Here is a 26,176-nt window from a genome sequence, read left to right as displayed (position 1 = left end):
CTCCCTTTACCGGGGTGATCCCGGGCACAATGTAGGTGTGGTTCCCACAGTTGTGACCCAGGAAATGCCTCCCGTCCGACAGGTACTCAGGGCGTTACCCGATGAGGGTCGGAGAACGGTCACGCGGGACGAGGTCGCCGCGGCCCTGGAACGCCTGGGCTCGTCCTCGCAGGCCCTGGACCGCGCAGTGGTCCACCTCATCCGCGCGGGGACCCAGGTCACCGACGCCGAGGAGACCGAAACACCACCGGAGACCGGCAGGCGCACCGGATCGGACCTGGTGCGCCTCTACCTCCGAGAGATCGGCCGCGTCCCGCTGCTGAGCGCCCAGGAGGAGGTCGACCTGGCCAAAGCCATCGAAGCCGGACTCTACGCCTCCCACCGCACCTCCGGCCCCGGCCACGCCACCGGGGAACTCGGCGCACTCGTGGAGGAGGGCCGCCGCGCCAAACGCCGGCTCATCGAGGCCAACCTCCGTCTGGTCGTCTCCATCGCCAAGCGATACATGGGGCGCGGGATCCTCTTCCTGGACCTCATCCAGGAAGGCAACCTCGGCCTGATCCGCGCGGTGGAGAAGTTCGACTACACCAAAGGTTTCAAGTTCTCCACCTACGCCACGTGGTGGATCCGCCAGGCCATCACCCGTGCCATCGCCGACCAGGCCCGCACCATCCGGATCCCCGTGCACATGGTCGAGACCATCAACCGCCTGGTGCGCCTGCAACACCAGCTCCATCAGCAGCTGGGCCGCGAGCCCAACACCGAGGAGCTGTCCTCGGCCACGGGCTACGGCGACGAACGGATCCTGGAGATCCAGCGCATCGCCCGCGAGCCGGTCTCCCTGCACACCCCCATCGGGGACGAGGAGTCCGACTTCGGCGAGTTCATCGAGGACTCCGACGCGATCATGCCGGTGGAGGCGGCCGCCTTCACCCTGTTGCAGGAGCGCCTGCGCAGCCTCCTGGGCGACCTCTCCGACCGGGAGCAGCGGGTCATCCGGCTCCGCTTCGGCATGGTCGACGGAAACCCGCGCACCTTGGAGGAGGTGGGGCGCGAGTTCGGGGTGACCCGCGAACGCATCCGCCAGATCGAGGCCAAGACCCTGGCCAAACTGCGCCACCCCTCCCGTGCCGGTCCCCTGCGTGACTTCTTGAACGGCGGCTGATCCCGGGCCGGGGCAGGTCCGGGAACGTATGGGGACCGCCCGGGGTTCCCATGCGGACCGATCGGCCTCATGTGGCCGTCGCGGGCAGGGGCCGGGCGCCCGGCGGCGTTTCCCCCTACGGTCGTGAGGGTGAACGCCACCCCTCAGTCGCCACCGCCGTCCCGCTCGGGACGGCGGCCACTCCTGCTCGCCCTGGGTGCGGCCGCCGCCGCGACCCTGTTGATCACCGGGTATCTGCTCGTCGGCGACGACCGTGAACCCGAGCGCCTCGGGTACTTCGCCGACTGGAACGTCGCCAACCGGAGCTTCACCGTCAAGGACCTCGAGGACAACGGTGCTGCCGCTCACCTCACCCGCCTCATGTGGGCGTTCGGCGACATCAGCCCGGAAGGCACGTGCCACATCCCCGAGGACAACCACGATCAGCCCTGGGAGCTCTACCAGCGCCGCTACGAGGCCGACGAGAGTGTGGACGGGCAGGCCGACACCTACCAACAGGACCTCGCCGGGGGCCTGAACCAGCTGCGTCTGCTGCGCGAACGCCACCCGCGTCTGGGGGCCAGCCTGTCCCTGGGCGGATGGAACTGGTCCACGCACTTCTCCGACGCCGCGCGCACCCCCGACTCGCGCGCGGCCTTCGTCTCCTCGTGCCTGGACCTGTGGCTTCGCGGCGACCTGCCCGAGTACGGGAGCGAGCCCCAAGGCGGGCCGGGATCGGCACGCGGGGTCTTCGACGGCATCGATCTGGACTGGGAATGGCCGGGCGGACAGGGCCGCGAGGACAACGTCGAGCACCCCGACGACGCCGCGAACTTCACGCTGCTGGTCGCCGAGTTCCGCGAGCAGCTCGACGCACTCTCCGTAGAGACCGGGCAGGACTACACACTCTCGGTCTCTCTGCCGGCGGGGGAGGAGCACGCCCGCGCCTACGACGGTGAGATCTTCGATCTGGTCGACCTCGCCACGGTGCAGGGGTACGACTTCTCCGGGCCCTGGAGCGAGACCACCGCGTTCCACTCCAACCTGTACGCGCCCGAGCATGCCCCCGACGCCAACAGTGCCGACGCGGCCGTACGGCGCTACCTCGACATGGGAGCCGAACCCGAGCACTTGGTCCTGGGCCTGCCCGCGTTCGGCCGAGGCTGGCAGGGGATCGACCACGCGGAAGCCGGGCCGGGACAGCAGGCGGACGGCCCGGCCGAGGACGCCTACGACGGGCCCACCGAGACCTTCACCGAACTCGAGGAACTGGGCGGGCAGCGCCACTTCGACGAGGAGGCCGGCGCCTACTGGGTCCACGACGGCGACGAGTGGTGGACCTACGACAACACCGACGTCGTCGGGCTCAAGGGCGAGTACGTACGCGAGGAAGAGCTGGGCGGCCTCATGGTCTGGAACCTGGACATGGACACCGACGGCACCTTCGTCCGCGCCATGGACGAGTCCCTGCGCGACTGACCCGCCAGAGCGCCCCTGATGCGGGGCGCGGCGGGGTTGCGGTGCCCTGACCACGCCCGGCACGCTGTGCAGCATGGCCGACTCGCTGAGCATGACCTCCCGTTCGAGCGTCGCCGAACTGCGGCACGCCCTGGAGACACGGGTGCGGGGAACCGTCTCCTTCGACCCCGGAACCCGCGCCCTGTACACCTCCGACGCCTCCAACTACCGCCGTGCCCCCCTGGCCGTCGTCCTGCCCGAGACCGTGGAGGACTGTGTGGCGGCCGTGCGCGTCTGCGCCGAACACGGGACCCCGGTGGTGCCCCGCGGCGGCGGCACCTCCATCGCCGGCAACGCCATCGGCACCGGCGTCGTCGTGGACACCTCCCGCCACCTGCGCGCCATCGAGGAGATCGACCCCCGCGCCCGCACCGCCACCGTGCAGCCCGGGGTGATCCTCGACGACCTGCGCAAGGCCACCGCGGCCCACGGGCTCACCTTCGCACCCGACCCCTCCACGCACAGCCGCTGCACCATCGGCGGCATGGTCGGCAACAACGCGTGCGGCTCGCACTCGGTGGCCTGGGGCACCACCGCCGACAACATCCTCGCCCTGGACGTGCTGTTGGCCGACGGCACCCGTATGAGGGTCGGCTCCAGCGACACCGACCAGGACTTCGCCGAACTCGCGCGCCGCCCCGGGCGCGAGGGCAAGGTCTACGCGGCCCTGGCCTCACTCGTGGAACGCCACCGCGCCGAGATGCGCACCGACATGCCCCAGTTCCGCCGCCGGGTCTCCGGCTACGCCCTGGACCGCCTGCTGCCGGAGAAGGGGCGCGACGTGGCCGCCGCCTTGGTCGGAACCGAGGGCACGTGTGTGTTCGTGCTCGGGGCGACCGTGCGGCTGGTGGAGTCGCCCCCGGCCCGGGCGCTGGCCGTGGTCGGTTACCCCGACGCCCCAGCGGCCGCCGACGCGGTCCCGGCGCTGTTGGAACACGCCCCGCTCACGGTCGAGGGCATCAACCACCGCATGGTGGCCGCTCTGGACAGCCACGGTGCCTCCGCGCGGGTACCGCTGCCCGAGGGCGGGGCGTGGATGCTGGTGGAGGTGGCCGGCGCCGACCCGGAGGAGGCCACCGCCGCGGCCGAACGGATGCTCGCGGCACTGCCGGAGCACTCCCGTCCCCAGGACTCGGCGGTGGTGACCGACACCGGGCACCAGAAAGCCCTGTGGCGCATCCGCGAGGAGGGCGCCGGCATCACCCAGCGCACCCCCGACGGCCGCGACGCCTGGTCGGGGTGGGAGGACGCCGCCGTCCCTCCGGAGAACCTCGGCGGGTATCTGCGCGACTTCGAGGCCCTCATGGAACGCCACGGCCGGTTCGGTGTCGTCTACGGCCACTTCGGTGACGGCTGCCTGCACGTGCGCATCGATTTCGAGCTCACCACCGAGGAGGGCCGCCGCGACTACCGGGCCTTCATGGAGGAGGCCGCCGAGACCGTCGTCCAGCACGGGGGCTCGCTCTCGGGTGAGCACGGCGACGGCCAGGCCCGCTCCGAACTGCTGGAACGCATGTACCCGGCCTCGCTCGTGCGCGCCTTCGGGGAGTTCAAGCGCGCCTTCGACCCGGACGGCCTCATGAACCCCGGCATCATCGTCGACCCGCTCCCGATGGACGAGGGCATCCGCGTCTCGGCCGGCAACCGCCCGCACCTGCCGCTGTTGGACGACGTGACCATGGACTACCCCGAGGACGGCGGTGACTTCGGCGCGACCCTGCGCCGCTGCACGGGCATCGGCAAGTGCCGCCGCCAGGACGGGCCCGGGGTCATGTGCCCCAGCTACCAGGTGACCCAGGACGAGAAGCACTCCACCCGCGGCCGCGCCCACCTGCTGTACGAGATGGCCAACGGTGACCTGATCACCGACGGCTGGCGGTCGGAGGAGGTGCGCGAGAGCCTGGACCTGTGCCTGTCCTGCAAGGGCTGCCTGAGCGACTGCCCGGTCAACGTGGACATGGCCACCTACAAGGCCGAGTTCCTGCACCAGCACTACCGGGGCCGGGTGCGCCCGCCCGCGCACTACTCCATGGGATGGCTGCCGGTCTGGGCCCGCCTGGCCGCGGCCGCGCCCGCCGAGATCAACCGCGCCGCGCGCCTGCCCGGGCTCTCGGCCCTGGCCAAGAAGGCTGCCGGGGTGGCGGGAGAACGCGACCTTCCCGCGTTCTCCCGTACCTCCTTCACCCGGGCGTTCCGGCGCCGCGAGGCCAAGGGGCACGGGCGTCCGGAGGGCCCGCGGGTGGTGTTGTGGCCCGACACCTTCGGCAACTACATGCACCCGCAGGTACCCGCTGCGGCTGTGAGGGTGCTGGAGGACGCCGGTTTCAGCGTGGTGCTGCCCCAGGGCCAGGTGTGCTGCGGCTTGACATGGGTCTCCACCGGCCAGCTGGACGTGGCGCGTACCGTCATGCGGCGTGCGGTCGCCGCACTGGCGCCGTTCGTGGCCGAGGGCGTGCCGGTGGTGGGTCTGGAACCCAGCTGCACGGCCGCGCTCAAGCACGACCTCCTGGAGTTGCTGCCCGGACCGGAGAGTGAGGAGGTGGCGGCCTCGGTGCACACCCTGGCCTCGTTCCTCAACCGCCACGCCCCCGACTGGCAGCCGCCGCGGGTCCCGGCCTCGGCGCTGGCGCAGGTGCACTGCCACCAGCACGCGGTGATGGGCTTCGACGACGACCGCGACCTCATCGCACGCGCGGGTGTGGACGGGGAGGTCCTGGACTCGGGCTGCTGCGGCCTGGCCGGCGACTTCGGGTTCACCGAGGGCCACTACGAGGTCTCCAGCGCCATCGGTGAGCGCGAGTTGCTGCCGCGTGTGCGCGAAGCCGACCCGGACACCCTCGTACTGGCCGACGGTTACAGTTGCCGGACCCAGATCGAGCAGGGGACCGGGCGCGGGTCGCTGCACCTGGCCCAGGTGCTCGCGCGGGGTCTCGACGCGCGCTGAGTGTTGCTCCGCGGAGCCGGCCGGCCTCAGACCCCCATCTGTTCACGCAGGGACGCCAAGGCTCGTGAGACGGCGTCGGTGAGGTGGGGGTCGGCCGCGTCCGTGCCCTCGCCCAGATGCGCCCGCCAGTGCACGTCCGTGCCGCCGGGGCTGCGACGGGCGACGAGGCGGAAACCCGAGCCCGAGTCCTCCTCCGGGTAGGGGACGAAACGGTTGACTAGGATCGTGGAGGTGACCCGCTCGGAGACGGTCTCGGCGAGCCGCCGGTAGTCGACGGCGCCGTCGGGGGACTCGGGGGAACACAGGGGGATGCTGTGGCTTCCCGCGCCCTCCTCCACGAAGGTCAGAGTGTCGGTGCTCCACCGGGCCTGGTCGATGTCGGACCAGGGAACACGGTGGCCGTCGGGAAGGTACAGGGCCTCGGTGGTGGCGGTGAGGGTCCGGTCGCCCCCGGCGCCGGCGGCCACGGGCGCGTGCGCGAGCACGCGCTCGCCCCGGCCGAGCCGGGAGCGGACGGACGCGGGGGCTCCCCGCTTGAACAGGGCCACTACTCTGCCCGGCCCTCGGGGGCCTCTCCCCGGCCGGGGCCCCCGCCGGGGGCGGAGCCGTTGGCCATGTGGGACTCCCAACGGAGGAGGTCGAGCTCCTCATCGGTGGGGCGGGCCAGGAAGTCACGCACGGACGTGACCGGCATACGCTCGACCGCTTTGTCGTAGACGGTGCGGCCCGCGTTGCCCACCTGAGCCCCGACCACCCCGGCGGCCTCTTGGACGACCGGGCTGTCGGCGACCTTGCGCGCGGTACGGACGAGCTGGTCGTAGCGTGTCCTGCCCGCCTTCGTGCCCAGGACGTATCCGATGGCGAGTCCGGCGGCGAATGTGATCCGGTAACGCATGGGTCCCTCTTTACAGGCCTCGGCGGCGATGGGCGTGATCTGTGCCCGACGTTACCCGCTCGTGTCAGGGGCCACACGGGTCGACACCGTCACGAGCACTCCGCGAACACGCTAAACTGGAGGCGTCGCCGAGGGCCGCAGGAGCGGAACCAGGCGATCTTGTGATCCCACATAGCTCAATCGGCAGAGCAATCGGCTGTTAACCGATAGGTTACTGGTTCGAGTCCAGTTGTGGGAGCGCTCGAGGGGGCCGCGCGGGTTGCCGTGAGGCCTCCGGCCCCGGGTCCGGGGCGGTGCCGGAAACGGCGTCGCGAGAACCCCGGAAAAGCGGTAGGCTGGGGCCAGCCCGGGCAGGACCGCTCGTAGGTCCGGCGGGGTACAACCATCCCACATAGCTCAATCGGCAGAGCAATCGGCTGTTAACCGATAGGTTACTGGTTCGAGTCCAGTTGTGGGAGCAGAAGGAACGAGGGTCCTTCCCGTGAGGGGAGGGCCCTCGTTTTTCGTCTCTGGGGGCGCAGGCGTCTGCAGGGAGCACCCACGGCCCCACCCGCGTCCGGCCATGGCTGCTGCCGGGGCGGTGTGGGGCGTGCGCGGTTCAAACGGATGCGAGACCGCCGAGGAGCAGGCGGCGGTTGCGTGCGGGCATCTGGTAACTGCCGTGCACCGGCGGCGTGGAGGGCAGCGGCCGCCAGTGCTGGACCTCGATGATCCCGGGTTCGTTCGGCTGCCAGCCCTGGAAGAGCCCTTCGATCTCGGCGCGCGTGCGCCAGCGCCCGGAGCCGAGCTGGTCGAGGAAGGTGCGTTCGAGCTGCTGTGCGCGCAGGGCGTCACGGGGATGGGTGCCGGGATCGGGGCGGCAGAAGTGGCTCAGGGCCATGCGGCTGCCGGGGGCCAGTGCCTCGCGCAGTACCGCGGTGCAGTGGGCGGGGAGGTCGTTGTCGTGTACGTGGGACAGGGTTCCGGCCAGCAGCAGGCCCACGGGGCGGTCCAGGTCGAGGAAGCGGCGTAGTTCCGGGTCGCGCAGCAGCGCCTCGGGGCGGGCGGGGGAGCCGTGCGCCACGGCGGTGGTCTCGCCGTCGGTGAGCATGGCCCGGTCGTGGGCGACCACGGCGGGGTCGTCGCTGATGTAGAGGACGCGGGCGTCGGGAAGGGCCTCGCGGGCGATCTGGTGGGGATCGCCGGGGGTGGGCAGGCCGGCGCCGAGCTGGAGGAACTGGTCGATGCCGTGGTCCTGGGCCAGGTGGCGCACAGCGCGCTGGAGGAAGGCCCGTTCGCCCAGGGCCAGGTCCTTGAAGCCGTGCGCGGCCCTGTCGGCGCGCAGGGCCAGGTCGCGGTCGACGTCGAAGTGGTCCTTGCCCCCGAGGTGGAAGGACGTGAGCCGGGCCAGCGTGGGGCGGCTCAGGTCCACCATGGGCGGTGGTTCGGCCCGTGCGTGGATTCCCCCTGTCGGCTTCAGGAAATCTGGGGAGGTGAAACGAGGCATCGCCGTCCTCTTGTCGTGAGGTGGGGAATCATGGTCGACCACTGGATTATATTCATCGTGGGCGGGGTTGTTAACAGAAGCGGAAAGATCAGTGGCAAAAATCCCGCGGACCTCTGTCCCCCACGTGTTTTCTCGTCTGTGTTGGGTGCACCTCGGGCGCGCTAAGGTGTATAAGTTGTATGTCCCTTATGGGTGGATTGTCGCCTGGTTCCCCTGCGAGCACGGGGGAGCGGGGGTCCTGAGCGCGGCAAGAGGAGGCGTCCCGAGCGGTGGGAGGACCCGAACACAGGTTCCGGATCCCGTTTTCCGGTGCCCGATGCCAGGAACAGGAAAATACTCGACGTAAAGCAATTACTCGGCTTTCATCACGGAGTCGCTGGTAATGGCGCCGGGGTGTCGGGAAAAGGAAGGCGGCCGGTGCCGAAATCCTTCACGGGAACGGGTCCGCGCAACACGTTCCCACGTGTGCGCCGGGACGCGCACGACCCCGCTAGCCTGGTGGGCATGGAGCGTCCCTACACCATCCTGAGCTGCGCGGCTTCGGTCGACGGCCGCATCGACGACACCACACCCGAGCGGTTGCGCCTGTCCAACGAGGCCGACTTCGCCGAGGTCGACGAACTCCGTGCCGGCTGCGACGCCATCCTCGTCGGTGCCCGGACCGTGCGGGCGGACGACCCGCGCCTGCTCGTGCGCTCGCAGCTGCTGCGTGAACGCCGCCGCGGCCAAGGACGCACCGAACACCTCCTCAAGGCCGTGGTCACCCGCACCGGGGACATCGATCCCGGTGCGCGCCTGTTCTCCACCGGTGACGCCGGGGCCGTGNNNNTCGCCGCCGGGGCCCCGCCGACCGTCGAGGCGATCCTGGCCGACCTGGCCGCCCGCGGGGTCCAACGGCTCGTCGTGGAGGGCGGCGGCCACGTGCACACGATGTTCCTGACCTCCGGTCTGGCCGACGAGCTGCGCCTGGCCGTGGCCCCCTTCTTCATCGGGGAGGAGAGCGCCCCGAACTTCGTCATGCCGGGTGCCTACCCTCACAACCCCACCGCGCCCATGAGCCTGGTCGAGGCTCGCTCCCTGGGTGACGTGGCCGTGCTGCGCTACTGCCTGAAGGCACGGACATGAAAGGCACGGACATGAGCTGCCGCTCCGGGCCCGTTCCCGGCGAGGGCGAGGCCGACGCGTACTGGCTGCGGCGCACCGTCGAACTCTCCGGGCACTGCCCGCCCTCGGAGACCGCCTTCTCCGTCGGCGCGGTCGTGGTCGCCGCCGACGGCACCGTGCTCGGGCAGGGGTACTCGCGCCGGGACGACCCGCACGACCACGCCGAGGAGGTGGCCCTGCGCGAGATCGAGGCGGACGATCCGCGCCTGGTGGAGGCCACGATCTACACCTCGCTGGAGCCGTGCAGCTTCCGATCCTCGCGCCCGCGTGCGTGCAGCACCCTGATCCTGACCACACCCGTTCCCCGGGTGGTCTTCGCCTGGCGCGAGCCGGAGCTGTTCGTCGACTGCGACGGCGCCGAACGCCTGCGCGCGGCCGGCCGTACCGTCATCGAGCGCCCCGACCTGGCCGGGGGCGTGCGCGCTGCCAACGCCCACCTGCTGGGCACGCTCTGAGCGCGGAGGGCGAAGCGCACACGCGCGCGGGGTGCGGCCGGACCCACGTCCGGGCCGGACCCCGTCGCGCTCTCAGAGCCGGTTGAGGTCCAGTACCCGTACGACCGCACGCCCTTCGGCATCGGAGGCGGGCAGGTCCACCTCGGCGTCGATGCCCCAGTCGTGGTCGCCCTCGGGATCGGCGAGGGTCTGGCGGACCTTCCACACGCCCTGGCCCTCCTCGATCCGGAGCAGGTTCGGGCCGCGCGCGTCCGGGCCGATGCCGATGACGTCGTGGTCCTCGAAGTAGGCGTCCAGCGCCTCCTCCCAGTCCTCGGCGTCCCAGTCGCCCTCGGGCTCGAGTCTGCTCAGCTCGGTGTGGGCCCCGCGTGCAGCCAGCTCCACCCGGCGGAACATCTCGTTGCGCACCATGATGCGGAAAGCCCGGGTGTTGGCGGTCACCGGGCGCACCCGTTCCTCCAGCTCCTCGGTCCTGCCCGCCTCGTCGGCGGCCTCGGGCTCGGGGTTGGTGAGCTGCTCCCATTCGTCGAGCAGGCTCGAGTCGACCTGGCGCACCAGCTCGCCCAGCCACTCGATGAGGTCGCGCAGCTCCTCGGTCTTGGCGTCGTCGGGCACCGTCTGGTTCAGCGCCTTGTACGCGCCGGCCAGGTACCGCAGGACCAGGCCCTCCGAACGTGCCAGGTCGTAGTGGCCCACGAACTCGGTGAAGGTCATCGCGCGCTCGAGCATGTCCCGCACCACCGACTTGGGCTGGAGCGGGTGGTCGCCCACCCACGGGTGGCCCTGGCGGTAGACCTCGTAGGCGTGGTCCAGGAGCTCCACGAGCGGCTTGGGGTACTCGACCTCCTCCAGCCGCTCCATGCGTTCCTCGTACTCGATGCCGTCGGCCTTCATCTGCGCGACCGCCTCGCCCCGGGCCTTGTTGAGCTGGGCGCCCAGGATCTTGCGCGGGTCGTCGAGCGTGGACTCCACGACGCTGAGCACGTCCAGGGGGTAGGTCGGGGACTCCGCGTCCAGCAGTTCCAGCGCCGCCAGGGCGAAGGTCGACAACGGTTGGTTGAGCGCGAAGTCGGCCTGCAGGTCCACGGTGAGGCGGGCGGTGCGGCCCAACTCGTCCGGTTCCTCCAGCGTCTCCACGATGCCGCCGTCCAGCAGGGACCGGTAGATCGCGATCGCCTCGCTGATGTGGCGGCGCTGCGTCCTGCGGTCGTCGTGGTTCTGGGTGAGCAGGTGCTTCATCGCGGTGAAGCAGTTGCCGGGGCGGGCGATGACGCTGAGCAACATCGCGTTGCTGACCTTGAACCGGGAGTTCAACGGCTCGGGCTCGGCCTCCACGAGTTTGCCGAAGGTCGCCTCGTCCCAGGCCACGAACCCGTCCGGTGCCTTCTTGCGCACGACCTTGCGGCGCTTCTTCGTGTCGTCGCCCGCCTTGGCCAGCGCCTTCTCGTTCTCGATGACGTGCTCGGGCGCCTGGACGACCACGTTGCCGACGGTGTCGTAGCCGGCCCGGCCCGCGCGCCCCGCGATCTGGTGGAACTCACGCGCCCGCAGACGCCGCACCCGCACACCGTCGTACTTGCTCAGCGCCGTGAACAGCACCGTGCGGATGGGCACGTTCACTCCCACACCGAGGGTGTCGGTGCCGCAGATGACCTTGAGCAGACCTGCTTGGGCCAGGCGTTCCACCAGGCGGCGGTACTTGGGCAGCATGCCCGCGTGGTGCACACCGATGCCGTGGCGCACGTACCGCGACAGGTTGCGCCCGAACTTCGTGGTGAAGCGGAAGGCACCGATCTCCTCGGCGATCTTCGCCTTCTCCTCCTTGGTGCACATGTTGATGCTGGTCAGCGACTGGGCGCGCTCGACCGCCTGCGCCTGGGTGAAGTGCACGATGTAGACCGGGGCCCCGCCGCTGCCCAACAGGTCCTCGAGCGTCTCGTGCAGCGGGGTGGTCCGGTAGTCGTAGTACAGCGGCACGGGGCGCTCGGCGGAGGAGACCACAGCGGTCGAACGGCCAGTGCGCGCGGTGAGGTCCTCCTCGAACCGGCTCACGTCACCGAGCGTGGCCGACATCAGGAGGAACTGCGCCTGCGGCATCTCCAGCAGCGGTACCTGCCACGCCCAGCCGCGGTCGGGCTCGGCGTAGAAGTGGAACTCGTCCATGACGACGGTGTTGATGTCGGCGTCCTTGCCCTCGGCCAGGGCGATCTGGGCCAGGACCTCCGCCGTGCAGCACACAATGGGCGCATCGGCGTTGACGCTGGCGTCGCCGGTCATCATGCCGACGTTCTCGGTGCCGAAGATCTTGCACAGGTCGAAGAACTTCTCCGAGACCAGGGCCTTGATCGGGGCGGTGTAGAACGCGCACTCGTCCCGGGCCAGCGCGGCGAACAGGGCACCGGTGGCGACCATGCTCTTGCCCGAGCCGGTCGGGGTGTTGAGGATGACGTTGGCCCCGGAGACGACCTCGATGAGGGCCTCCTCCTGGTGGGGATAGAGGGTGAGGCCCTGCTCCTCGGCCCACAGGGCGAACGCCTCGTAGAGGGAATCGGGTTCTGGTTCGGCCGGAAGCGCATCAATGAGACTCACGCATTCCATACTGCCTGCTCCGGCACCCACTTGGTGACGGGAGCGGGTACGGCAGTGGGCACGTCCCCTGCTGAGGGCGTGCCCACTGTGGTGCGCTCGTGCGCGTTCCGCCCGTCGGTCGGTTACTTGACCAGGCCGAGTTCGCGGACGGTGTCGCGCTCCTCGGAGAGCTCCTGGACGGAGGCGTCGATACGGCCGCGGGAGAACTCGTCGATCTCCAGGCCCTGCACGATCTTCCACGCACCGTTCTCGGACACGGCCGGGAAGGAGGAGATGAGGCCCTCGGGCACGCCGTAGGAGCCGTCGGACGGGATGGCCGCGGAGGTCCAGTCGCCCTCGGGGGTACCGTTGACCCAGTCGTGGACGTGGTCGATGGCGGCGTTGGCGGCGGAAGCGGCCGAGGAGGCGCCCCGGGCCTCGATGATCGCGGCGCCGCGCTTGGCGACGGTCGGGATGAAGTCGTCCTCGATCCAGGTCTGGTCGTTGACGGCCTTGGCGGCGTTCTTGCCACCGACCTCGGCGTGGAAGATGTCGGGGTACTGGGTGGCGGAGTGGTTGCCCCAGATCGTGAGCTTCTCGATGTCGTTGATCGACACGTTCAGCTTCTTGGCGAGCTGGGTCAACGCACGGTTGTGGTCCAGGCGGGTCATGGCGTTGAAACGCTCGGCCGGGACGTCGGGTGCGTGGTTCTGCGCGATGAGGGCGTTGGTGTTGGCGGGGTTGCCCACGGCCAGCACGCGGATGTCGTCCGCGGCGCCGGCGTTGATGGCCTCGCCCTGGGGCTTGAAGATGCCGCCGTTGGCCTCGAGCAGGTCACCGCGCTCCATGCCCTTGCCGCGGGGGCGCGCGCCCACGAGCAGGGCCACGTTGGCGCCCTGGAAGGCCGTGGTGGCCTCGTCGAAGATGTCGATGCCCTGCAGCAGGGGGAAAGCGCAGTCGTCCAGCTCCATCGCGGTGCCCTCGGCGGCCTTGACGGCCTGAGGGATCTCCAGCAGGCGCAGCTTCACCGGGGTGTCGGCTCCGAGAAGCTGCCCGGAAGCGATCCGGAAGAGCAGAGCGTAGCCGATTTGGCCGGCGGCGCCGGTGACGGTGACGTTGACGGGTGCTTTGGACATGAAATGGATCTCCTGACGACGTTGTGCGACCCGAGATGTTACCAACGGGTTCGACGCGGCGTCGGGTGCCGTCCCGCTGGGATCCGACCAGGCGCGCGCCGCACTTCACCACCCTAGACCGCAGTCGTGCGCGGACTGGGACCGAGGTCCCCCGCCAAGAGTGCCCCGAGCGCCGAGTACCCTCTCTCCACAACGGATTTACGGCGAGGAAACGCAGGAGGCACCCTGTTAGGATGACTTCGCCTTCCACGGCGGGCCGGTAGCTCAGTCGGTCAGAGCAGAGGACTCATAATCCTTGGGTCGCGGGTTCGAGTCCCGCCCGGCCTACCCCCCTTGAACAGGCGAAACCCTCCGAAGTTGAGAACTTCGGCGTCTTGTTCGCGCATTTCGGGTGTGCCCTTTCCGTGGCCTTCGGTGGCTCCTGCGCGGAATCCGGCCTCTCCGAGGGCAGTCGAATTACCGTGCTTTCTGTTCCGCCCGGCGTGCTGGGAGCCACGCTTCTGGCCGGACGGCCACGGTGAATACACGCCGGAGATATCCGGGAGCGGCCCCGGGGCCAGGTATCGGTCCCGGGGCCGACGGTGTTCCTTCCCCTGTAATGAGCGGCTTGTCGGTTTCGGGTTGCTATGGCGTACCCTCTTCGGGAACGGGGGCTCTCACGACCCGTCGGCACCGTCCCGGCGCGTGAGATGAGGATCCCGAGTCCCTGCGCACCGCGCGGGCGCGCCACCGTGCAGCCACAGCGACCGCGACGGTGCCGGTCCCCGGGATCAACGCCGTGAGCGGGAGCGGCCCGAGGCCGGCCTCGGGCCCGGTAGAGCGCAGCAATCCTTTTGTGTCGCCCCGAGGCGGTCGACGCGTTCCTCGGCTCGGGCGCGATCCCCCACACGTCGTCACTGCACCGGTCCACCTTCGACCGGCGACCTCATCGACGGTCCCGACGGGTTCCCACGACCGGACGGACGGGCGGGCGCGGGCGGTAGTGGGACGGCGACGGTCGAGACCAGTGAGTTGGAGGACGGGATGCAGAGGGGGATCCTTCTCCCGGAGGACGTCACTCCACGGCCGAGGGGCAAGGTGTTCCATCTCTCGGCAACCTCCGGTCACCCGACATCGTCCGACACGTGGCTGGAGGATCCGAGAGCCGGGGGAAGTGATTGGTGAACGGCGGCGAGACACGTGGGCCGGTACTGCCCGATGCGTGGCGACAGTTGTGGCACGGCCATCCCCGCAGAGTTCTGGCGGGGATGACCGCCCTCGTACTCGTGGTCGGGCTGCTCGCCGCGGTCACCCGAGACAGCGGGACGCAGACCCTGGCGGAGGAGGCCGAGGCGCCGATGCCCCGGTCCCATCCCTTCGAGCACCACCTCGACGAGTTCGGTGTCTCCCGTGTCGGCTCACCCACGGGCGACATCGACGGCGAGGGCAACAGTCTGCCCGCCGAGGCCCTGGCCGCGGCCGGATGGCGCCCGGGGATCCCTGTCACCCTCCTGGGCACGCAGATGCAGCTGCCCGACTACGGTCCCGGCCGGCCCGACCACCTGCTCTCCGACGGGCAGCGGGTCTCTGTCACCGAGGACGCCTACAGCAGCATGACCTTCCTGACCACCGCCACCCGCACCGACGGCGCACCCACCGGCGCGCAAGGGCGGGGCCGCATCGTCTACACCGACGGGAGCGAGGACACCTTCGACGTCGAGGTCCCCGACTGGACCGAGGGCCCGGCCGGTGACGCCGCGCTCAACCTGCCCTACGCCAACTCCGAGGACCAGGAGGAGCCCAGCGAGATCGGGGCGGTACGCCTGTACGCCCGCTCGATCCCGGTCGACCCCAACCGCGAGGTCGACCACGTGGTCCTGCCGCGTGTGCACGACGCGTCCGCCCGCATACACGTCTTCGCGATGGGCGGGCGCGCCGCCGATCACCCCTGGACGGCCACGTGGGGCCGCGCGACCTCCAGCTACGTCGAGGTCGGACCGTGGGAGGACCAGACGGTGCGCCTGAACGCGCGCACCACGGCCGGCGGCACCAACGCCCGTGTACGTCTGGCGAACACCTTCGCCCACGAGTCGGTGCGTATCGGTGCGGCCTCCATCGCCCTGCGCGGTGAGGGCGCGGGTGTGGAGGGCGCCACGGTTCCGCTCGAGTTCGGGGGCGAGAGCGAGACCGCCGTCCCCGCGGGCGGGCAGGTCTTCAGCGATCCGGTCGAGATCACCCTGCCCCCGCACAGCGACATCGCCGTGAGCCTGTACCTGCCCGAGGAGGTCTCGGCGGCACCGGTGCACTCCGCGGCCGTCGACACCAATTACGCCACGGTCGCGGGCGGGGGAGACCAGACCCAGGACACCTCGGGAGCCCCCTTCACCGAGGGCCTGTTCCAGTGGCCGTTCCTGACCGGTGTGGAGGTGAGGGAAGGCTCCGGGGCGATCGTCACGCTGGGCGACTCCATCACGGACGGCGTACGCACCACCCGCGACGCGCACGCCCGCTGGCCCGACGTGCTCAGCCGCCGCCTGGACGCGCGGGAAGGGGTCCCCAACCCCGGTGTGATCAACGCGGGGGTCGGCGGCAACCACGTGGTGCGCGACGGGTACCCGGGCGAGGGCGTCTCCAGGAACTCCACGGGTGTGGCCCTGGCGCACCGGGCCCCCAGGGACGCCTACTCCCAGGCCGGAGCCGAGACACTGGTGGTGTGGGCCGGCATCAACGACCTGCGGTGGGGCACGAGCCCAGCAGAGGTCGTGGAGGGGCTGGAAGCGGTCGGCGGCCGGGCGCGCGAGCACGGGATGCGGGTTTTCGTGGCGACCTTGGGCCCGTGCCTCGGTGAACTGCGGTGCACCGACGAGGTGGAGGCGGGCCGCCAGTACGTCAACTCGTGGATGCGCGAGCAGGCCCGCGACCCGGATTCGGTCTTCGACTCGGTGTGGGACTTCGACCAGGTGCTGCGGGATCCGGAGGAGCCGAGGCGCTTGCTGCCCGAGTACGACTCCGGAGACCACATCCACCCGGGCGATGCCGGGATGGAAGCGCTGGCCGAATCGGTGGACCTGGCACAGCTCATCGGCTGAACGCCCGGTCAGCGCGGGTGGCCGAGCTGGTGGTGCAGGACGAGGTCGGCGTAGACCCCGGCGAGGTCGTCGAGGCCGAGCACCTCGTCCGGTTCGTACCATTCCAGGGAATCGCAGGTACTGAGTACCGACCGGGTGGCGAGCTCCACAGAGTCCACGTGGAAGCTGCCCTCGCGCACCCCGTCGTCGATGATCGTGCGCACGTGGTTGCGGTAGTCGCGGTGGAGCAGGGCGAACTCGCGGTAGCGCTCTTGGCGGGCCGCGCGCAGGGACGGCAGCAGCTCACGGGCGAGTTCGAGGGCGGACCGGTGCTTCCAGGAGAGCCGCACGTGGTGCCGCACGAGCGCGCACACCCGTTCTGCGGCCGGGGCGGAGGGCCGGTCGGCCTCGAGCCGTCCCTCGACCCGTTCCCGGACGGCACGCAGTACCACCGCGTGGGCCAGGTCCAGGCGAGTGGGGAAGGCCCGGCTCAGGGCGTCCTCGTCGGTTCCTGTCTCCTCGGCGATCCGATGGGTCAGCGTGGACATGGCGAGAGAGCGCGGTCCGTGCTCGGCGAACAGGCGGGTCGCGCAGTCCAGGACGGGGCCGGTGGTCCGGAGGACATCTGGGGAGAGATCGGCTGTCATGGGTGACTGTCTTGTCGCTCGGTGCGCCGCGGGGCGGGGTGACGCGAGGGTGCTGGGATCGCTCGGTGGGAAACGGTTTCGAGGATAGCCCCGAGCGGTTGCGAATTCGGGCGGAACAGTAGAACTCATCGAAGAAATCGGGCGTGCGGGAAACCCGGTCAGGCCGGTTCCACCTGGGGCTCTTCCCTGTTGCCGCGGGTGATGGGGACCAAATCTCCCACCCGCTCGGTGGCCACGGCGTCCACGCCCATTTCCACCAGCCGTGCCATCTCCGTGAACTCGTTGGCCGCCCAAGCGGCCACAGCGAACCCCGAACCACGCATTTCGGTGATCAGTTCCCGAGTGAGCAAGGAATGGTGGATCCCGAGAAAATCGGGGCGCAAAGCGCGCACGACGTCGTCGGGCGGTGGCCCGGACTGCTCCCAGGGCATGAGCAGACGTGCCCGGCCGCTGCGCCTGCGCAGGGCGTCCAGGGTCTGGTAAGGGCCGGTGAAGACCAGCTGATCGGCGAGTCCGCGCTCGCGCAACAGGGTGTCGGCGGCCAACGCGGCCCGGGGTTCCGCGGCCTCCACGAGCAGGTTCGGCACGTCCTGCGCACGGAACTCGGCCAGGACCTCCATGAGGGTGGGCACACGGTTCTCCACGTCCTGTCGTGCTGCGGCCAGTTCCGCCAGGGACATCTCGTCCACGGGCCGCGGGGCGGCGCCGGGGGTGGCGACCAGGCGGTCGTCCGCCAGCACCGGATAGTCGTCACGGCTCAGATGGACGTCGACCTTGACCAGGTCGGTCCCGGAGCGCCAGGCTGAGCGCAGGGTCGGAAGCGTGTTGCCCGGGTGTCTTGCGGTGTCTCCGCGTAGTGCGATGGACAGCGTCATGCTCACAAGGGTCGCAAAAAGTGCGCCCGCACGTGGCGCAAACAGGAAGAACGGCGTCCCGGCCCGGCCCGACCGGCTCTGCGGGGTGGCGAGCGCGACCGGAGGGTGCGAGAGGACTCACGTTCTCTGTGCTCGGTCCGGTGGCCCCGAGCTGGGAAACTCTGTTAACGGGTGTCGTGAGAACACGGCGCCCTTGGCCGGCCCCCGACCGTGAGGCGAACGATGATCCCGGATCAGCGACGAGAGCACATCCTCAAGCTCCTCCAGGAGCGGCACGTGCTGAGTATCAACGAGCTCACCTCGATGCTGTCCGTGTCCCACATGACGGTGCGGCGCGATATCCAGTCCCTGGAGAACGACGGCAAGGTCCTGTCGGTGACCGGCGGCGTGCGCCTGGCGGCCCGGCTCAAGAGCGAGCCCTCCTACATGGCCAAGGCCCAGTTGGAGGTCCCGGCCAAGCGCAGCATCGCACGGGCCGCCGCCGACCTGGTCCGGGAGAACTTCACCATCTACCTGGACGCGGGCACCACCACACTGCAGATGGTGCCGCTGCTGACCGACAAGGTGGGCCTGACCGTCATCACCAGTGATTTCAACGTGGTCGGCCACCTCATGGAGTATCCGGGCATCGAGCTCATCCACACCGGTGGCCTGGTCTCGCACTCCGACCACTCCTCGGTGGGACGTTTCACCGCCGAGTTCCTGCGCCAGGTCAACGTCGACCTGGCCTTCATAGCGAGCAGCTCCTGGGACGCCGATCGCGGGTCGACGACGCCCTCCGAGGCCAAGGTGATCGCAAAGCAGGAGCTGCTGCGGATCGCTTCCAAGAGTGTCCTGGTCGTCGACAGCACCAAGTACGGCAAGTTCGGCACGTTCCGGGTCGCGAGCCTGGAGGAGTTCGACCTCATCATCAGCGACGACCGGCTGCCCGCCTCGGCGGTGGAGGAGCTCTCCGAACGCGACGTGCGTTTCGAGCTCGTGGGGTCCGACACGGCCTGACCCGGCCCGGCGGCCCCGCCCCTCAGGCGGGGCCGGTGCCCGTGGCGGTCTCCGGTGCGGGCTCGCCGCGCCGGTACCAGCGGGCGCGCAGGACCAGTGTGGTCGTTGCGAGCGAGACCAGACCGCCCATGGTCGCCAGGGCGAAGGCGCCCTGGTGTCCGAGGAGGTCGGCGAGCGACCCGGCCGTCATCGACCCCAGCGCCTGTCCCAGGATCAGGCAGCTGAGCACCACCGACATCGCCTGTGACATCCGCGCCGGCGGGGACGAGCGCTCCACCAGCCCGAACAGGCTCACGATGTGTGGGCCGATCGCCCATCCCAGCACGAACATCGCCACCGCCAGAGTCACGGCGGTGTGCGGCAGGTACAGGGGCAGCGTCAGCAGGAACAGGCCCCCGGAGGCCCAGCGCACCCGCGCGGTCAGCGCGAACGTCACCGGGACCGAGGCCATGAGCAGCCCGCCCATGGCGCTGCTGGTGCCCATCACCGCATACATCAGCCCCGACAGGTCGCCGTACCCGGAGGCGGAGGCGAAGGCGGTCACACCCGTGGACATCCCGCCGAAGAACAGCCCCTGGGCGAACATCGGGACCGCCGGCACCAACAGCGCGGGTGTGACCACCCGGCCGCCCCGGCCCGCCGACGGCGCACTGCCGGGAGGTGCCGTGGGGTGCAGCGCGAAGACCGCGCCGAACACACAGATGAGCACTGCGGCTCCCAGCACACTCGCCGAGGGCGACAGGGTCACCGTGAGCACACCCACCAGCGCCGGGCCGAGTACGAACGCGGTCTCGTCGAGCACTCCCTCCACCGACATGGCCGCGCCGACCGAACGTTCGCGCTCCAGGCCCCGGTCCGGTCCGCGGTCGATCAGCCCGACCCACCGGGTACGTGCCATCGGTCCCACCTGCGGCAGGCACATGCCGGCCAGGACCGCCAGGACCACGAGGGCCGGAAGGGGCGCGCCGGCGTTCACCGCGGACACCAGCGCCGCCATGAGCACGGCGTCCACCAGTGACATCACCAGTACCGGGTGACGCTGTCCGTACCGGTCGGCGAAGCGGGCGATGATTGGGCCGCCGACCACCTGGCCCATCGCGAACACCCCGCTGAGCAGGCCGGCCGTAGCGACACTCCCACTCTGGACCGTGACCAGGGTCAGCATCCCGATCAGCGACATCGACACGGGCAGACGCGCCAGGAACGCGGCCGTCAGCAGTGGCCACCCTGCGATCCGATGCATGCGTCGCAGGGTTTCCAGGGGTGACATACGCTCCTCGTCCTCGTCCTCGGCGGTGGTCTCCGTGGTTCTCCCGGACGATGGCGCACCGCAGTGGGGGGCGCGGGCGAATCGGGAGGAGAACCGTCCCATGGTAGGGCCACTCCGAGACCGCGGTCGCGTGGGGAACACTCGTGGCCTGGCCGGCTCCCACGGTGCTGACGGTCTCACCGGGAACGAGGAGGGAGAGCGCCGTGGTCGCCGACCGGATCCCTTCCCTCATGGGCACTCGCGCGAGCAGATCGCCGAGAGGGAGCGCCTCAGCGGGGGCGCCCGCCCGAAGCGCCGAGTGCGGCCTTGGGGCGGCGCAGCCCCGCCGCGCGCAGGCGTGTCACCAGCTCCCGCGAGCAGACGTGTTCGGCCCCCATCCGCAGAGCCCGTGCGTGCAGGTGTTCGGGCAGGTCGTAGTGGTCGCGGTCGAAGGCACGCGGGTCCAGGCCCAGCCGCCGGGCGAAGACGTGCAGCTCTTCGTAGGAGGTGTCACCGGCCAGGTGGGCGAACAGCCAACCGCGCGGGCCGGGCCACAGGGGGGTGTCCACGATGATGCTCATGAGTGCTCCGGGACGTGTACAGGGCGCCAGGGCACCGGGCTGGACAGGATCATCGTGCTGGAGGGGCGTCCGTGCTCGGCCAGGCGGTCGATGATCTCCTCGAAGGCTTCCATGGACCGCACCGCGATGAGCAGGACGCAGCAGTCGTCGCCGGTGACCCGGTGCACCTGCAGGATCTCCGGTAGTTCCAGGGAGGAGCGTTCGCGCAGCAGGCAGTGTGCACCGAAACACTCCATCCGGACCAGCGCGGTCACCGGGAGCCCGGCCGCGGCCGGATCGACGTGTGCGTGGTAACCGGTGATGACCCCGCGATCGGTCAGGCGCCGTACCCGTTCGGCAACGGCCGGTGCCGACAGGTTCACCCGCCGGGACAGCTCGTTGAAGGAGAGCCGCCCGTCGTGTTGGAGCTCGGCGAGGATGCGCCGGTCGACACCGTCCAGCGGCGTGTGCAGTGGTGGGGCCATGCTTTGTGTTCCCAAGGTCGATGAGCTCTTCGCCTTGTGAATCCTAGGCCAAGAGCCGGATCGGGGCGCTCGCGGCCATTCCGTGAGTGGTGTCGGTTGTTCGATCATGTGACCTGTCCGCGCACGTTCGCCGCCGAGGGGTCCGCCATGTCCACCACCGCACAGCAGTGTCCGTACTTCCCGCAGGGGGAGGAGACCGAGGCCCGGGAGCAGGGAGAGGAGGAGGGCGCGCCCTCCCTGGATTTCGAGCGCGCCACCCCTTACGTGGACTACGTGGGTGTGGACACTCTGCTCGACCTCAAACGCCCGCGTACCGACGAACCGGCCGAGTCCGCGTTCATCCTCACCACACAGGTCATGGAGCTGCTCTTCACTCTCGTGGCCGAACACTGGGAGGCCGCCCGCGACGCCCTGGAGGCCGATGACGTGCCCGGCGCGCTGGCCTGGTTGCGCCGCTCCCGCAACGCCCAGGACGTGCTCACCGGCTCCTGGGACCTGCTCGCCGACATGACCCCGAGACAGTTCAACCGGTTCCGCGACGCCTTCGGCGAGGCCTCGGGGTTTCAGTCCTACACCTACCGCCACCTGGAGTTCCTGCTGGGCAACAAGTCCGGTCCCATGGTGCGCCCGCACAAGGGCATGCCACGAGTGGCCGAACGGTTGGACTCCGTGCTGGAACACCCCGGTCTCTACGACGCGGCCCTGCGCCTGCTGGCCCGCCGCGGTCTGCCGGTGCCCGGCGGCGCGGTCGAACGCGACTGGACGCAGCCCTACGAGGAGGACCCCGGCGTCGTCGAGGCCTGGGCCCGGGTCTACGCCGACGAGCGCGACGACAACGAACTGCTGCTCCTGGCCGAGGCGCTGATGGACGTGGCCGAACGGGTCACACGGTGGCGCCACCGCCACCTCATGGCCGTCAAGCGCACGATGGGCGGCAAACCCGGCAGCGGCGGCTCCAACGGCCTCACCTGGTTGGCCCGCAACGCCGAGAAGGACGTCTTCCCCGAACTGTGGCGTCTGCGCGACACTCTGTGAGGCCCCGCCCACGCCCGGAACCGCGCAGTGGCCCCGGGGGAGCACGCATACCGCCCCGCCCCGACCCCAGGAAGCAGGACCGATGACGCCCACCACTCGCGAGGAGTGCGCCGCACTCGACGCCACCGACCCGCTGGCCCGGATGCGGGAGGAGTTCGTCCTGCCCGAGGACGTGATCTACCTCGACGGCAACTCCCTGGGCGCCTTGCCGCGCTCGACCCCCGCACGCGTGGCCGACCTGGTCGAACGTGAGTGGGGCCAGGGGCTGGTCCGCAGTTGGAACACGGCCGGATGGTGGGACAAACCCCGGACCCTGGGCGCCGCCATCGCGCCCCTGGTCGGTGCGGGTACCGACGAGGTCGTGGTCGGGGACGGCACCTCCGCCAATCTGTTCAAGACCGTGGTGGCGGCCTTGCGCATGTCCGAGCGGGACGTGGTGCTGGGCGAGGCCGGCAACTTTCCCACCGACCTCTACGTCACCGAGGGTGCCGCGGGTCTGACCGGCGCGACCCAGCGCCGTGTGGATCCCGACGGTCCCGGGTTGGCCGCCGAACTGGCCCGGGGCGACGTCGCCGTCCTGCTGCTCAGCCACGTCGACTACCGCACCGGTGTCCTGCGTGACATGCAAGCCCTGACCCGCCTGGCCCACGACCACGGGGCACTCGTGGTCTGGGACTTGTGCCACAGCGTCGGCGCCGTCCCCGTGGACCTGTCGGGCAGCGGCGCCGACTTCGCGGTCGGGTGCACCTACAAGTACCTCAACGCCGGCCCTGGCGCCCCCGCGTTCCTGTACGCCGCCCGGCGCCACCATGCCCGCGCCGACCAACCTCTGAGCGGCTGGCACGGGCATGCGCGCCCCTTCGATTTCGCCCCCGCCTACGAGCCCGCGCCCGGGGTCTCACGTTTCCTCAGCGGCTCGCAGCCGCTGGTGGCCGATGCGGCTCTGGAGGCGAGCCTGGAGGTGTGGGCCGAGGCCGACCTGGGCCAGGTACGCACCAAGAGCCTGGCCCTGAGCGACCTGTTCCTGTCCCGGGCCGCCGAGGTGGGGGTGGGGTCGCTGACACCCGCCGAACATGCCCGGCGCGGCAGCCAGGTCTCACTCGTGGAACCGGAGGAGGGCGCCGGGTACGCGATCGTGCAGGCCCTCATCGCCCGCGGGGTCATCGGGGACTTCCGCGCGCCCGACGTGATGCGGTTCGGGTTCACACCCCTGTACCTGTCCTACACCGAGGTCTTCGACGCCGGTCAGGCCCTGGTGGAGGTCGTGCGTGAGGGCGAGTGGCGCCAGGAACGTTTCCGCGCGCGTTCGCAGGTGACCTGACCGCCTGCGGGAGGTGACCCTGCTTTATCTTTCTTTTGCATGATCCGGGGTCGCGTAAATCATGTCGTCCTGTGACCTGATCATCCCTTCCGCGGGAATTTCAGGGGTGGTCGAGCGATATCGCGCCTTATGACGAGTGCCACGAAACCCCCTCGGGGTGAGTGTCGATGATGAGCGGAACCCTCTGCGGCCAGGGGGTTCCGCTGCTTGCGGGGATGGATGCGGACATTCCTCCCCGTGTGCGGGCAGACACGCCGAGTTATTTTACTTCTATGCCTGTACGCGCTTGACGAAAAGGTGGGTTAGGGTCCCTCGTGATCGGTCCGTTATTGATCCTTTGGCGAACCGATGCCGAGCCCTTGAACGTCCCGAGCGTTCCGAGGGAGTTCAGACCCCACGGGGGTCGGCCACGCGCATCCCATGCGCCTGAGCCGGAGGACCGCCGGAAACATCCGGCGCGATCATGTCCCACCCCCGCCCGCCGTCCGCAGCCAGCGACGCGGATCCCATGTCACGGCACCACAGTCCAGGTGCTCTCCACACCCGTGTTGCGTCCTGCCCTGGGTGTGCCGTGTCCACGGTCTTCTCGGCCCTGTCGTCAACCTGGCTTCCATCTCATGAGCAACGAGAACGACACACCCATCCAGTACGGCAAAGTCGACGCGACCTACTTCTGGGACGACGGTTCCGGCATGCAAGGCGACACCGGACTCCCCGCGGGCGGCGAGCCGATGCAGAAGGGCCTTTTCTCCAGTCCCAGCTGGCCCCTGGGAACCGAGGGTTACATCGAGTACGAGGGGCAGACCGCCGATTTCTTCATCGGCGACCGCGGCCCCGGAGCCCCCTCCAACGGCTGCGACGTCCTGATGGACCTCGACGGCAAGACCTTCGCCGAACTGACCGGCCAGACCTGGGACGCGGAGAACTACGTCGTCACCGGCGGCAACGGTCACCTCTACGACGTGGAGTACTACATCACCGAGTGGGGTGACGGTGCCGGCGAGGAAGGCGCGCCGCACCCTTTCCAACAGCCTGGGAACAAGTGTGAGGGCGCCGTCTCCGAGATCCCCGAGGACAAGCTCGAGGAGGAGAGCTCGGAGGAGGAGACGGCCGGCGAGAACGCCCGGAGCGAGAACGCCGAGGGTGGGGGCACCCAGGGTGAGGACGGCGGGGAAGAGGAAACCGAGGCCTCCGAGGAGGAAGGTGCCGAGGAGAAGTCCGCCGGCTCCGAGAGCTCCGATGAGTCTGCTGCCGCCGAGGAGGATGGGCCCGAGGAAGAGGAGGAGAGCGGGGTCACGGCCGAGACCGCGGCCAACGACGTCTCCGGTTTCCAGCTCACCGGTGCCGACGGCGACCTTGCGGGCGGCGGCATCCTGGTCCTGGCGATCATCCCCGCGATCCTGCTCGCGCTGGGCTTCGCCTGGTTCCGCCGCCCCGCCGGCGCCCATGCCGGCGACGCCGACACCGAAGGCAGGGGCCTCATGGCCGGCAGCGAGGGCAAGCACGGTTTCGGCTCCCTGCTGGACCGTTTCCGCGGCGGAAGGGACAACTGACCCGCCACCGTTTCCCGGGCCCGTTTCTTCCCCGGTATGCATGCGCGGCGGACCTTCCCGAGTGTCCACCGAACATGCTCTCGCGGGAGTCCGAGAAGCCAGGTGTTCCTCCCGCGCGGGCGGCCGGGACGGTTCCCACGCGGGGCCGGCCGGCACACGCCGGAAGGGTCGTGGTCGATGGTGCCCACGGCCCTTCCGTCATACCGGGTTCCGGCGGAACGGGGAGAACACGGCCCCGTACCGGCCCCGGGCGGGCCGGTACGGGGCCGGACAGGGGAGGAGCGCGGATCGCCGTTGACCCGGGCACCCTGTCCGCCCCTCAGGCACGCCGAGTACGCGTCCCCGACGCCGGCCTGATGGGCGGAGTCCGGTACCGGGGCCCCGGCCGCGCCCCAGGGGGCAGGGGTCGGAGAGCCGTTGGGCCCCGGCGAGGAACTCCATGTCTTGAATATGAAGTGAATAACCCCATATTGTCGAGATCGCAGCCCCAACGCTGGACGAACTGTTCAGTACAACAACCCCCGATCCCGAACATCCACCGCGCCCACCATGCGGACGGTATGAGGTAAGACACATGGCCGTGCGCCTGGACGACATCGATCGGCGCATCATCGACCTGCTGCGGGCCGACGGACGCATGTCCATCAGGGCCGTCGCGGAGCGCGCCCACATCTCCCGTGCCAACGCCTATTCGCGTCTGGAACGCCTGCGCAACCAGGGCGTCATCCGGGGCTTCACCGCCGTCGTCGACCCCGAGAAGTACGGCACGGCGCTGTCCGCGTACGTGTCGGTGCGCATCGAACAGCACTCCTGGGAGAGATTCCGCAGTTATCTGCGCGACATCCCCGAGGTCGATCACGCGGCCCTGGTCTCCGGCGACGTGGACCTGCTGCTCCTGGTGCGGGTGGCCGACGCCTCGGCCCTGCGCACCTTCGTCCTCGAACGCCTGCAGCGCATCCCCGAGGTCAAGAGCACCCAGACCATGTTCATCCTCGACGAGCCCCATCTGGAAGGACCGCTCCCACGGGATGCTTGACAGGACCTGCTCGGCGGAGACCTGATTACCTGCTCGCGACGGAAAGCATCCACCAAACA

Annotated in this window: 21 protein-coding genes and 3 tRNA genes; 14 read left to right on the top strand and 10 right to left on the bottom strand. The window is 70.0% G+C overall.

The window, feature by feature from the left end:
* Nucleotides 1–64 precede the first annotated feature (64 nt).
* From rpoD to D473_RS0105790, 3 genes are all read left to right on the top strand, one after another.
* A complete protein-coding gene (gene rpoD / locus D473_RS0105800) occupies nt 65–1,165 on the top strand; it encodes an RNA polymerase sigma factor RpoD (protein WP_033352717.1) in 1,101 nt (366 codons plus the stop codon).
* 129 nt (nt 1,166–1,294) lie between these two features.
* The gene (locus D473_RS0105795) at nt 1,295–2,623 is read left to right on the top strand and encodes a glycoside hydrolase family 18 protein (RefSeq protein WP_017608141.1); all 1,329 of its coding nucleotides are present in this window, start codon (nt 1,295–1,297) and stop codon (nt 2,621–2,623) included.
* A gap of 73 nt (nt 2,624–2,696) precedes the next feature.
* Nucleotides 2,697–5,606, top strand: coding sequence for an FAD-binding and (Fe-S)-binding domain-containing protein (locus D473_RS0105790; protein ID WP_017608140.1), 2,910 nt, complete (start codon nt 2,697–2,699; stop codon nt 5,604–5,606).
* Nucleotides 5,607–5,632: 26 nt separating this feature from the next.
* Here the strand turns inward: D473_RS0105790 and D473_RS0105785 are convergent, their stop codons facing one another.
* Both D473_RS0105785 and D473_RS0105780 read right to left on the bottom strand, forming a co-directional pair.
* Nucleotides 5,633–6,154 carry a hypothetical protein gene (locus tag D473_RS0105785; RefSeq protein ID WP_017608139.1) on the bottom strand — a complete coding sequence of 174 codons (522 nt, stop codon included), beginning with the start codon at nt 6,152–6,154 and terminating at the stop codon, nt 5,633–5,635.
* Nucleotides 6,154–6,501, bottom strand: a complete 348-nt coding sequence (locus D473_RS0105780) for a hypothetical protein (RefSeq protein WP_017608138.1) — start codon at nt 6,499–6,501, stop codon at nt 6,154–6,156. Before D473_RS0105780 ends, D473_RS0105785 begins: the two co-directional genes overlap by 1 nt.
* Nucleotides 6,502–6,666: 165 nt before the next feature.
* Here D473_RS0105780 and D473_RS0105775 point away from each other — a divergent pair.
* Nucleotides 6,667–6,739, top strand: a tRNA-Asn gene (locus tag D473_RS0105775).
* 147 nt (nt 6,740–6,886) lie between these two features.
* Nucleotides 6,887–6,959, top strand: a tRNA-Asn gene (locus D473_RS0105770).
* A gap of 140 nt (nt 6,960–7,099) precedes the next feature.
* On the opposite strand, the gene D473_RS0105765 is transcribed toward D473_RS0105770, so the two are convergent.
* Nucleotides 7,100–7,987: an SAM-dependent methyltransferase gene (locus D473_RS0105765; protein WP_026126638.1), complete on the bottom strand. Its 888-nt coding sequence runs from the start codon at nt 7,985–7,987 to the stop codon at nt 7,100–7,102.
* A gap of 504 nt (nt 7,988–8,491) precedes the next feature.
* Between D473_RS0105765 and D473_RS0105760 the strand changes: the two genes are divergently transcribed.
* Together D473_RS0105760 and D473_RS0105755 are read left to right on the top strand one after the other, a co-directional pair.
* Nucleotides 8,492–9,112: a RibD family protein gene (locus tag D473_RS0105760; RefSeq protein WP_026126637.1), complete on the top strand. Its 621-nt coding sequence runs from the start codon at nt 8,492–8,494 to the stop codon at nt 9,110–9,112.
* Nucleotides 9,109–9,606 (top strand): deaminase, encoded by a 498-nt coding sequence (locus D473_RS0105755; RefSeq protein WP_017608135.1) that lies wholly within the window; start codon nt 9,109–9,111, stop codon nt 9,604–9,606. Before D473_RS0105760 ends, D473_RS0105755 begins: the two co-directional genes overlap by 4 nt.
* Nucleotides 9,607–9,678: 72 nt before the next feature.
* Here D473_RS0105755 and D473_RS0105750 read toward each other — a convergent pair whose 3' ends face one another.
* Both D473_RS0105750 and D473_RS0105745 read right to left on the bottom strand, forming a co-directional pair.
* Nucleotides 9,679–12,204: a DEAD/DEAH box helicase gene (locus tag D473_RS0105750; protein ID WP_017608134.1), complete on the bottom strand. Its 2,526-nt coding sequence runs from the start codon at nt 12,202–12,204 to the stop codon at nt 9,679–9,681.
* 113 nt (nt 12,205–12,317) lie between these two features.
* Nucleotides 12,318–13,310: a malate dehydrogenase gene (locus D473_RS0105745; RefSeq protein ID WP_017608133.1), complete on the bottom strand. Its 993-nt coding sequence runs from the start codon at nt 13,308–13,310 to the stop codon at nt 12,318–12,320.
* A gap of 253 nt (nt 13,311–13,563) precedes the next feature.
* On the opposite strand from D473_RS0105745, the gene D473_RS0105740 reads away from it, so the two are divergent.
* Both D473_RS0105740 and D473_RS0105735 read left to right on the top strand, forming a co-directional pair.
* A tRNA-Ile gene (locus tag D473_RS0105740) sits at nt 13,564–13,637 on the top strand.
* A gap of 920 nt (nt 13,638–14,557) precedes the next feature.
* Complete coding sequence (locus D473_RS0105735) at nt 14,558–16,378, top strand: GDSL-type esterase/lipase family protein (RefSeq protein ID WP_017608132.1); 1,821 nt, start codon at nt 14,558–14,560, stop codon at nt 16,376–16,378.
* 8 nt (nt 16,379–16,386) lie between these two features.
* Here the strand turns inward: D473_RS0105735 and D473_RS0105730 are convergent, their stop codons facing one another.
* The gene (locus tag D473_RS0105730; RefSeq protein WP_017608131.1) at nt 16,387–17,004 is read right to left on the bottom strand and encodes a TetR/AcrR family transcriptional regulator; all 618 of its coding nucleotides are present in this window, start codon (nt 17,002–17,004) and stop codon (nt 16,387–16,389) included.
* A gap of 158 nt (nt 17,005–17,162) precedes the next feature.
* Nucleotides 17,163–17,879 carry a glycerophosphodiester phosphodiesterase gene (locus D473_RS0105725; RefSeq protein ID WP_017608130.1) on the bottom strand — a complete coding sequence of 239 codons (717 nt, stop codon included), beginning with the start codon at nt 17,877–17,879 and terminating at the stop codon, nt 17,163–17,165.
* Nucleotides 17,880–18,101: 222 nt separating this feature from the next.
* On the opposite strand from D473_RS0105725, the gene D473_RS0105720 reads away from it, so the two are divergent.
* Nucleotides 18,102–18,878, top strand: a complete 777-nt coding sequence (locus D473_RS0105720) for a DeoR/GlpR family DNA-binding transcription regulator (RefSeq protein ID WP_017608129.1) — start codon at nt 18,102–18,104, stop codon at nt 18,876–18,878.
* A gap of 22 nt (nt 18,879–18,900) precedes the next feature.
* Here the strand turns inward: D473_RS0105720 and D473_RS0105715 are convergent, their stop codons facing one another.
* The 3 genes from D473_RS0105715 to D473_RS0105705 form a co-directional block, all read right to left on the bottom strand.
* The gene (locus D473_RS0105715; RefSeq protein WP_026126635.1) at nt 18,901–20,148 is read right to left on the bottom strand and encodes an MFS transporter; all 1,248 of its coding nucleotides are present in this window, start codon (nt 20,146–20,148) and stop codon (nt 18,901–18,903) included.
* A gap of 269 nt (nt 20,149–20,417) precedes the next feature.
* Nucleotides 20,418–20,708: a DUF4031 domain-containing protein gene (locus tag D473_RS0105710; RefSeq protein ID WP_017608127.1), complete on the bottom strand. Its 291-nt coding sequence runs from the start codon at nt 20,706–20,708 to the stop codon at nt 20,418–20,420.
* Complete coding sequence (locus tag D473_RS0105705) at nt 20,705–21,172, bottom strand: Lrp/AsnC family transcriptional regulator (RefSeq protein ID WP_017608126.1); 468 nt, start codon at nt 21,170–21,172, stop codon at nt 20,705–20,707. The genes D473_RS0105710 and D473_RS0105705 overlap by 4 nt, the downstream gene beginning before the upstream one ends.
* A gap of 147 nt (nt 21,173–21,319) precedes the next feature.
* Between D473_RS0105705 and D473_RS0105700 the strand changes: the two genes are divergently transcribed.
* The 4 genes from D473_RS0105700 (at nt 21,320) to D473_RS0105685 (ending at nt 26,117) form a co-directional block, all read left to right on the top strand.
* Nucleotides 21,320–22,207, top strand: a complete 888-nt coding sequence (locus tag D473_RS0105700) for a tryptophan 2,3-dioxygenase (RefSeq protein WP_017608125.1) — start codon at nt 21,320–21,322, stop codon at nt 22,205–22,207.
* Nucleotides 22,208–22,289: 82 nt separating this feature from the next.
* The gene (gene kynU, locus D473_RS0105695) at nt 22,290–23,528 is read left to right on the top strand and encodes a kynureninase (protein ID WP_017608124.1); all 1,239 of its coding nucleotides are present in this window, start codon (nt 22,290–22,292) and stop codon (nt 23,526–23,528) included.
* Between the two features lie 617 nt (nt 23,529–24,145).
* Nucleotides 24,146–25,081 carry a hypothetical protein gene (locus tag D473_RS0105690; protein WP_017608123.1) on the top strand — a complete coding sequence of 312 codons (936 nt, stop codon included), beginning with the start codon at nt 24,146–24,148 and terminating at the stop codon, nt 25,079–25,081.
* Between the two features lie 574 nt (nt 25,082–25,655).
* Nucleotides 25,656–26,117 carry an Lrp/AsnC family transcriptional regulator gene (locus D473_RS0105685; RefSeq protein ID WP_017608122.1) on the top strand — a complete coding sequence of 154 codons (462 nt, stop codon included), beginning with the start codon at nt 25,656–25,658 and terminating at the stop codon, nt 26,115–26,117.
* Nucleotides 26,118–26,176: the final 59 nt, after the last annotated feature.

The sequence above is a fragment of the Nocardiopsis xinjiangensis YIM 90004 genome, from assembly GCF_000341145.1.
In the GTDB taxonomy this organism is placed as follows: Bacteria; Actinomycetota; Actinomycetes; order Streptosporangiales; family Streptosporangiaceae; genus Nocardiopsis; species Nocardiopsis xinjiangensis.
The sequence above is the reverse complement of the archived record's forward strand: the minus strand, read 5'-3'. Positions and strand labels throughout refer to the sequence as shown.

What these genes read in the sequence shown, in the direction of transcription:
- D473_RS0105710 (WP_017608127.1), bottom strand. Translation starts at nt 20,708, where the DNA reads ATGAGCATCATCGTGGACACCCCCCTGTGGCCCGGCCCGCGCGGTTGG.
- D473_RS0105715 (WP_026126635.1), bottom strand. Translation starts at nt 20,148, where the DNA reads ATGTCACCCCTGGAAACCCTGCGACGCATGCATCGGATCGCAGGGTGG.
- D473_RS0105690 (WP_017608123.1), top strand. Translation starts at nt 24,146, where the DNA reads ATGAGCAACGAGAACGACACACCCATCCAGTACGGCAAAGTCGACGCG.
- D473_RS0105790 (WP_017608140.1), top strand. Translation starts at nt 2,697, where the DNA reads ATGGCCGACTCGCTGAGCATGACCTCCCGTTCGAGCGTCGCCGAACTG.
- D473_RS0105705 (WP_017608126.1), bottom strand. Translation starts at nt 21,172, where the DNA reads ATGGCCCCACCACTGCACACGCCGCTGGACGGTGTCGACCGGCGCATC.
- D473_RS0105730 (WP_017608131.1), bottom strand. Translation starts at nt 17,004, where the DNA reads ATGACAGCCGATCTCTCCCCAGATGTCCTCCGGACCACCGGCCCCGTC.
- rpoD (WP_033352717.1), top strand. Translation starts at nt 65, where the DNA reads ATGCCTCCCGTCCGACAGGTACTCAGGGCGTTACCCGATGAGGGTCGG.
- D473_RS0105750 (WP_017608134.1), bottom strand. Translation starts at nt 12,204, where the DNA reads ATGGAATGCGTGAGTCTCATTGATGCGCTTCCGGCCGAACCAGAACCC.
- D473_RS0105700 (WP_017608125.1), top strand. Translation starts at nt 21,320, where the DNA reads ATGTCCACCACCGCACAGCAGTGTCCGTACTTCCCGCAGGGGGAGGAG.
- D473_RS0105735 (WP_017608132.1), top strand. Translation starts at nt 14,558, where the DNA reads ATGACCGCCCTCGTACTCGTGGTCGGGCTGCTCGCCGCGGTCACCCGA.
- D473_RS0105745 (WP_017608133.1), bottom strand. Translation starts at nt 13,310, where the DNA reads ATGTCCAAAGCACCCGTCAACGTCACCGTCACCGGCGCCGCCGGCCAA.
- D473_RS0105780 (WP_017608138.1), bottom strand. Translation starts at nt 6,501, where the DNA reads ATGCGTTACCGGATCACATTCGCCGCCGGACTCGCCATCGGATACGTC.
- D473_RS0105685 (WP_017608122.1), top strand. Translation starts at nt 25,656, where the DNA reads ATGGCCGTGCGCCTGGACGACATCGATCGGCGCATCATCGACCTGCTG.
- D473_RS0105725 (WP_017608130.1), bottom strand. Translation starts at nt 17,879, where the DNA reads ATGACGCTGTCCATCGCACTACGCGGAGACACCGCAAGACACCCGGGC.
- kynU (WP_017608124.1), top strand. Translation starts at nt 22,290, where the DNA reads ATGACGCCCACCACTCGCGAGGAGTGCGCCGCACTCGACGCCACCGAC.
- D473_RS0105720 (WP_017608129.1), top strand. Translation starts at nt 18,102, where the DNA reads ATGATCCCGGATCAGCGACGAGAGCACATCCTCAAGCTCCTCCAGGAG.
- D473_RS0105755 (WP_017608135.1), top strand. Translation starts at nt 9,109, where the DNA reads ATGAAAGGCACGGACATGAGCTGCCGCTCCGGGCCCGTTCCCGGCGAG.
- D473_RS0105765 (WP_026126638.1), bottom strand. Translation starts at nt 7,987, where the DNA reads ATGCCTCGTTTCACCTCCCCAGATTTCCTGAAGCCGACAGGGGGAATC.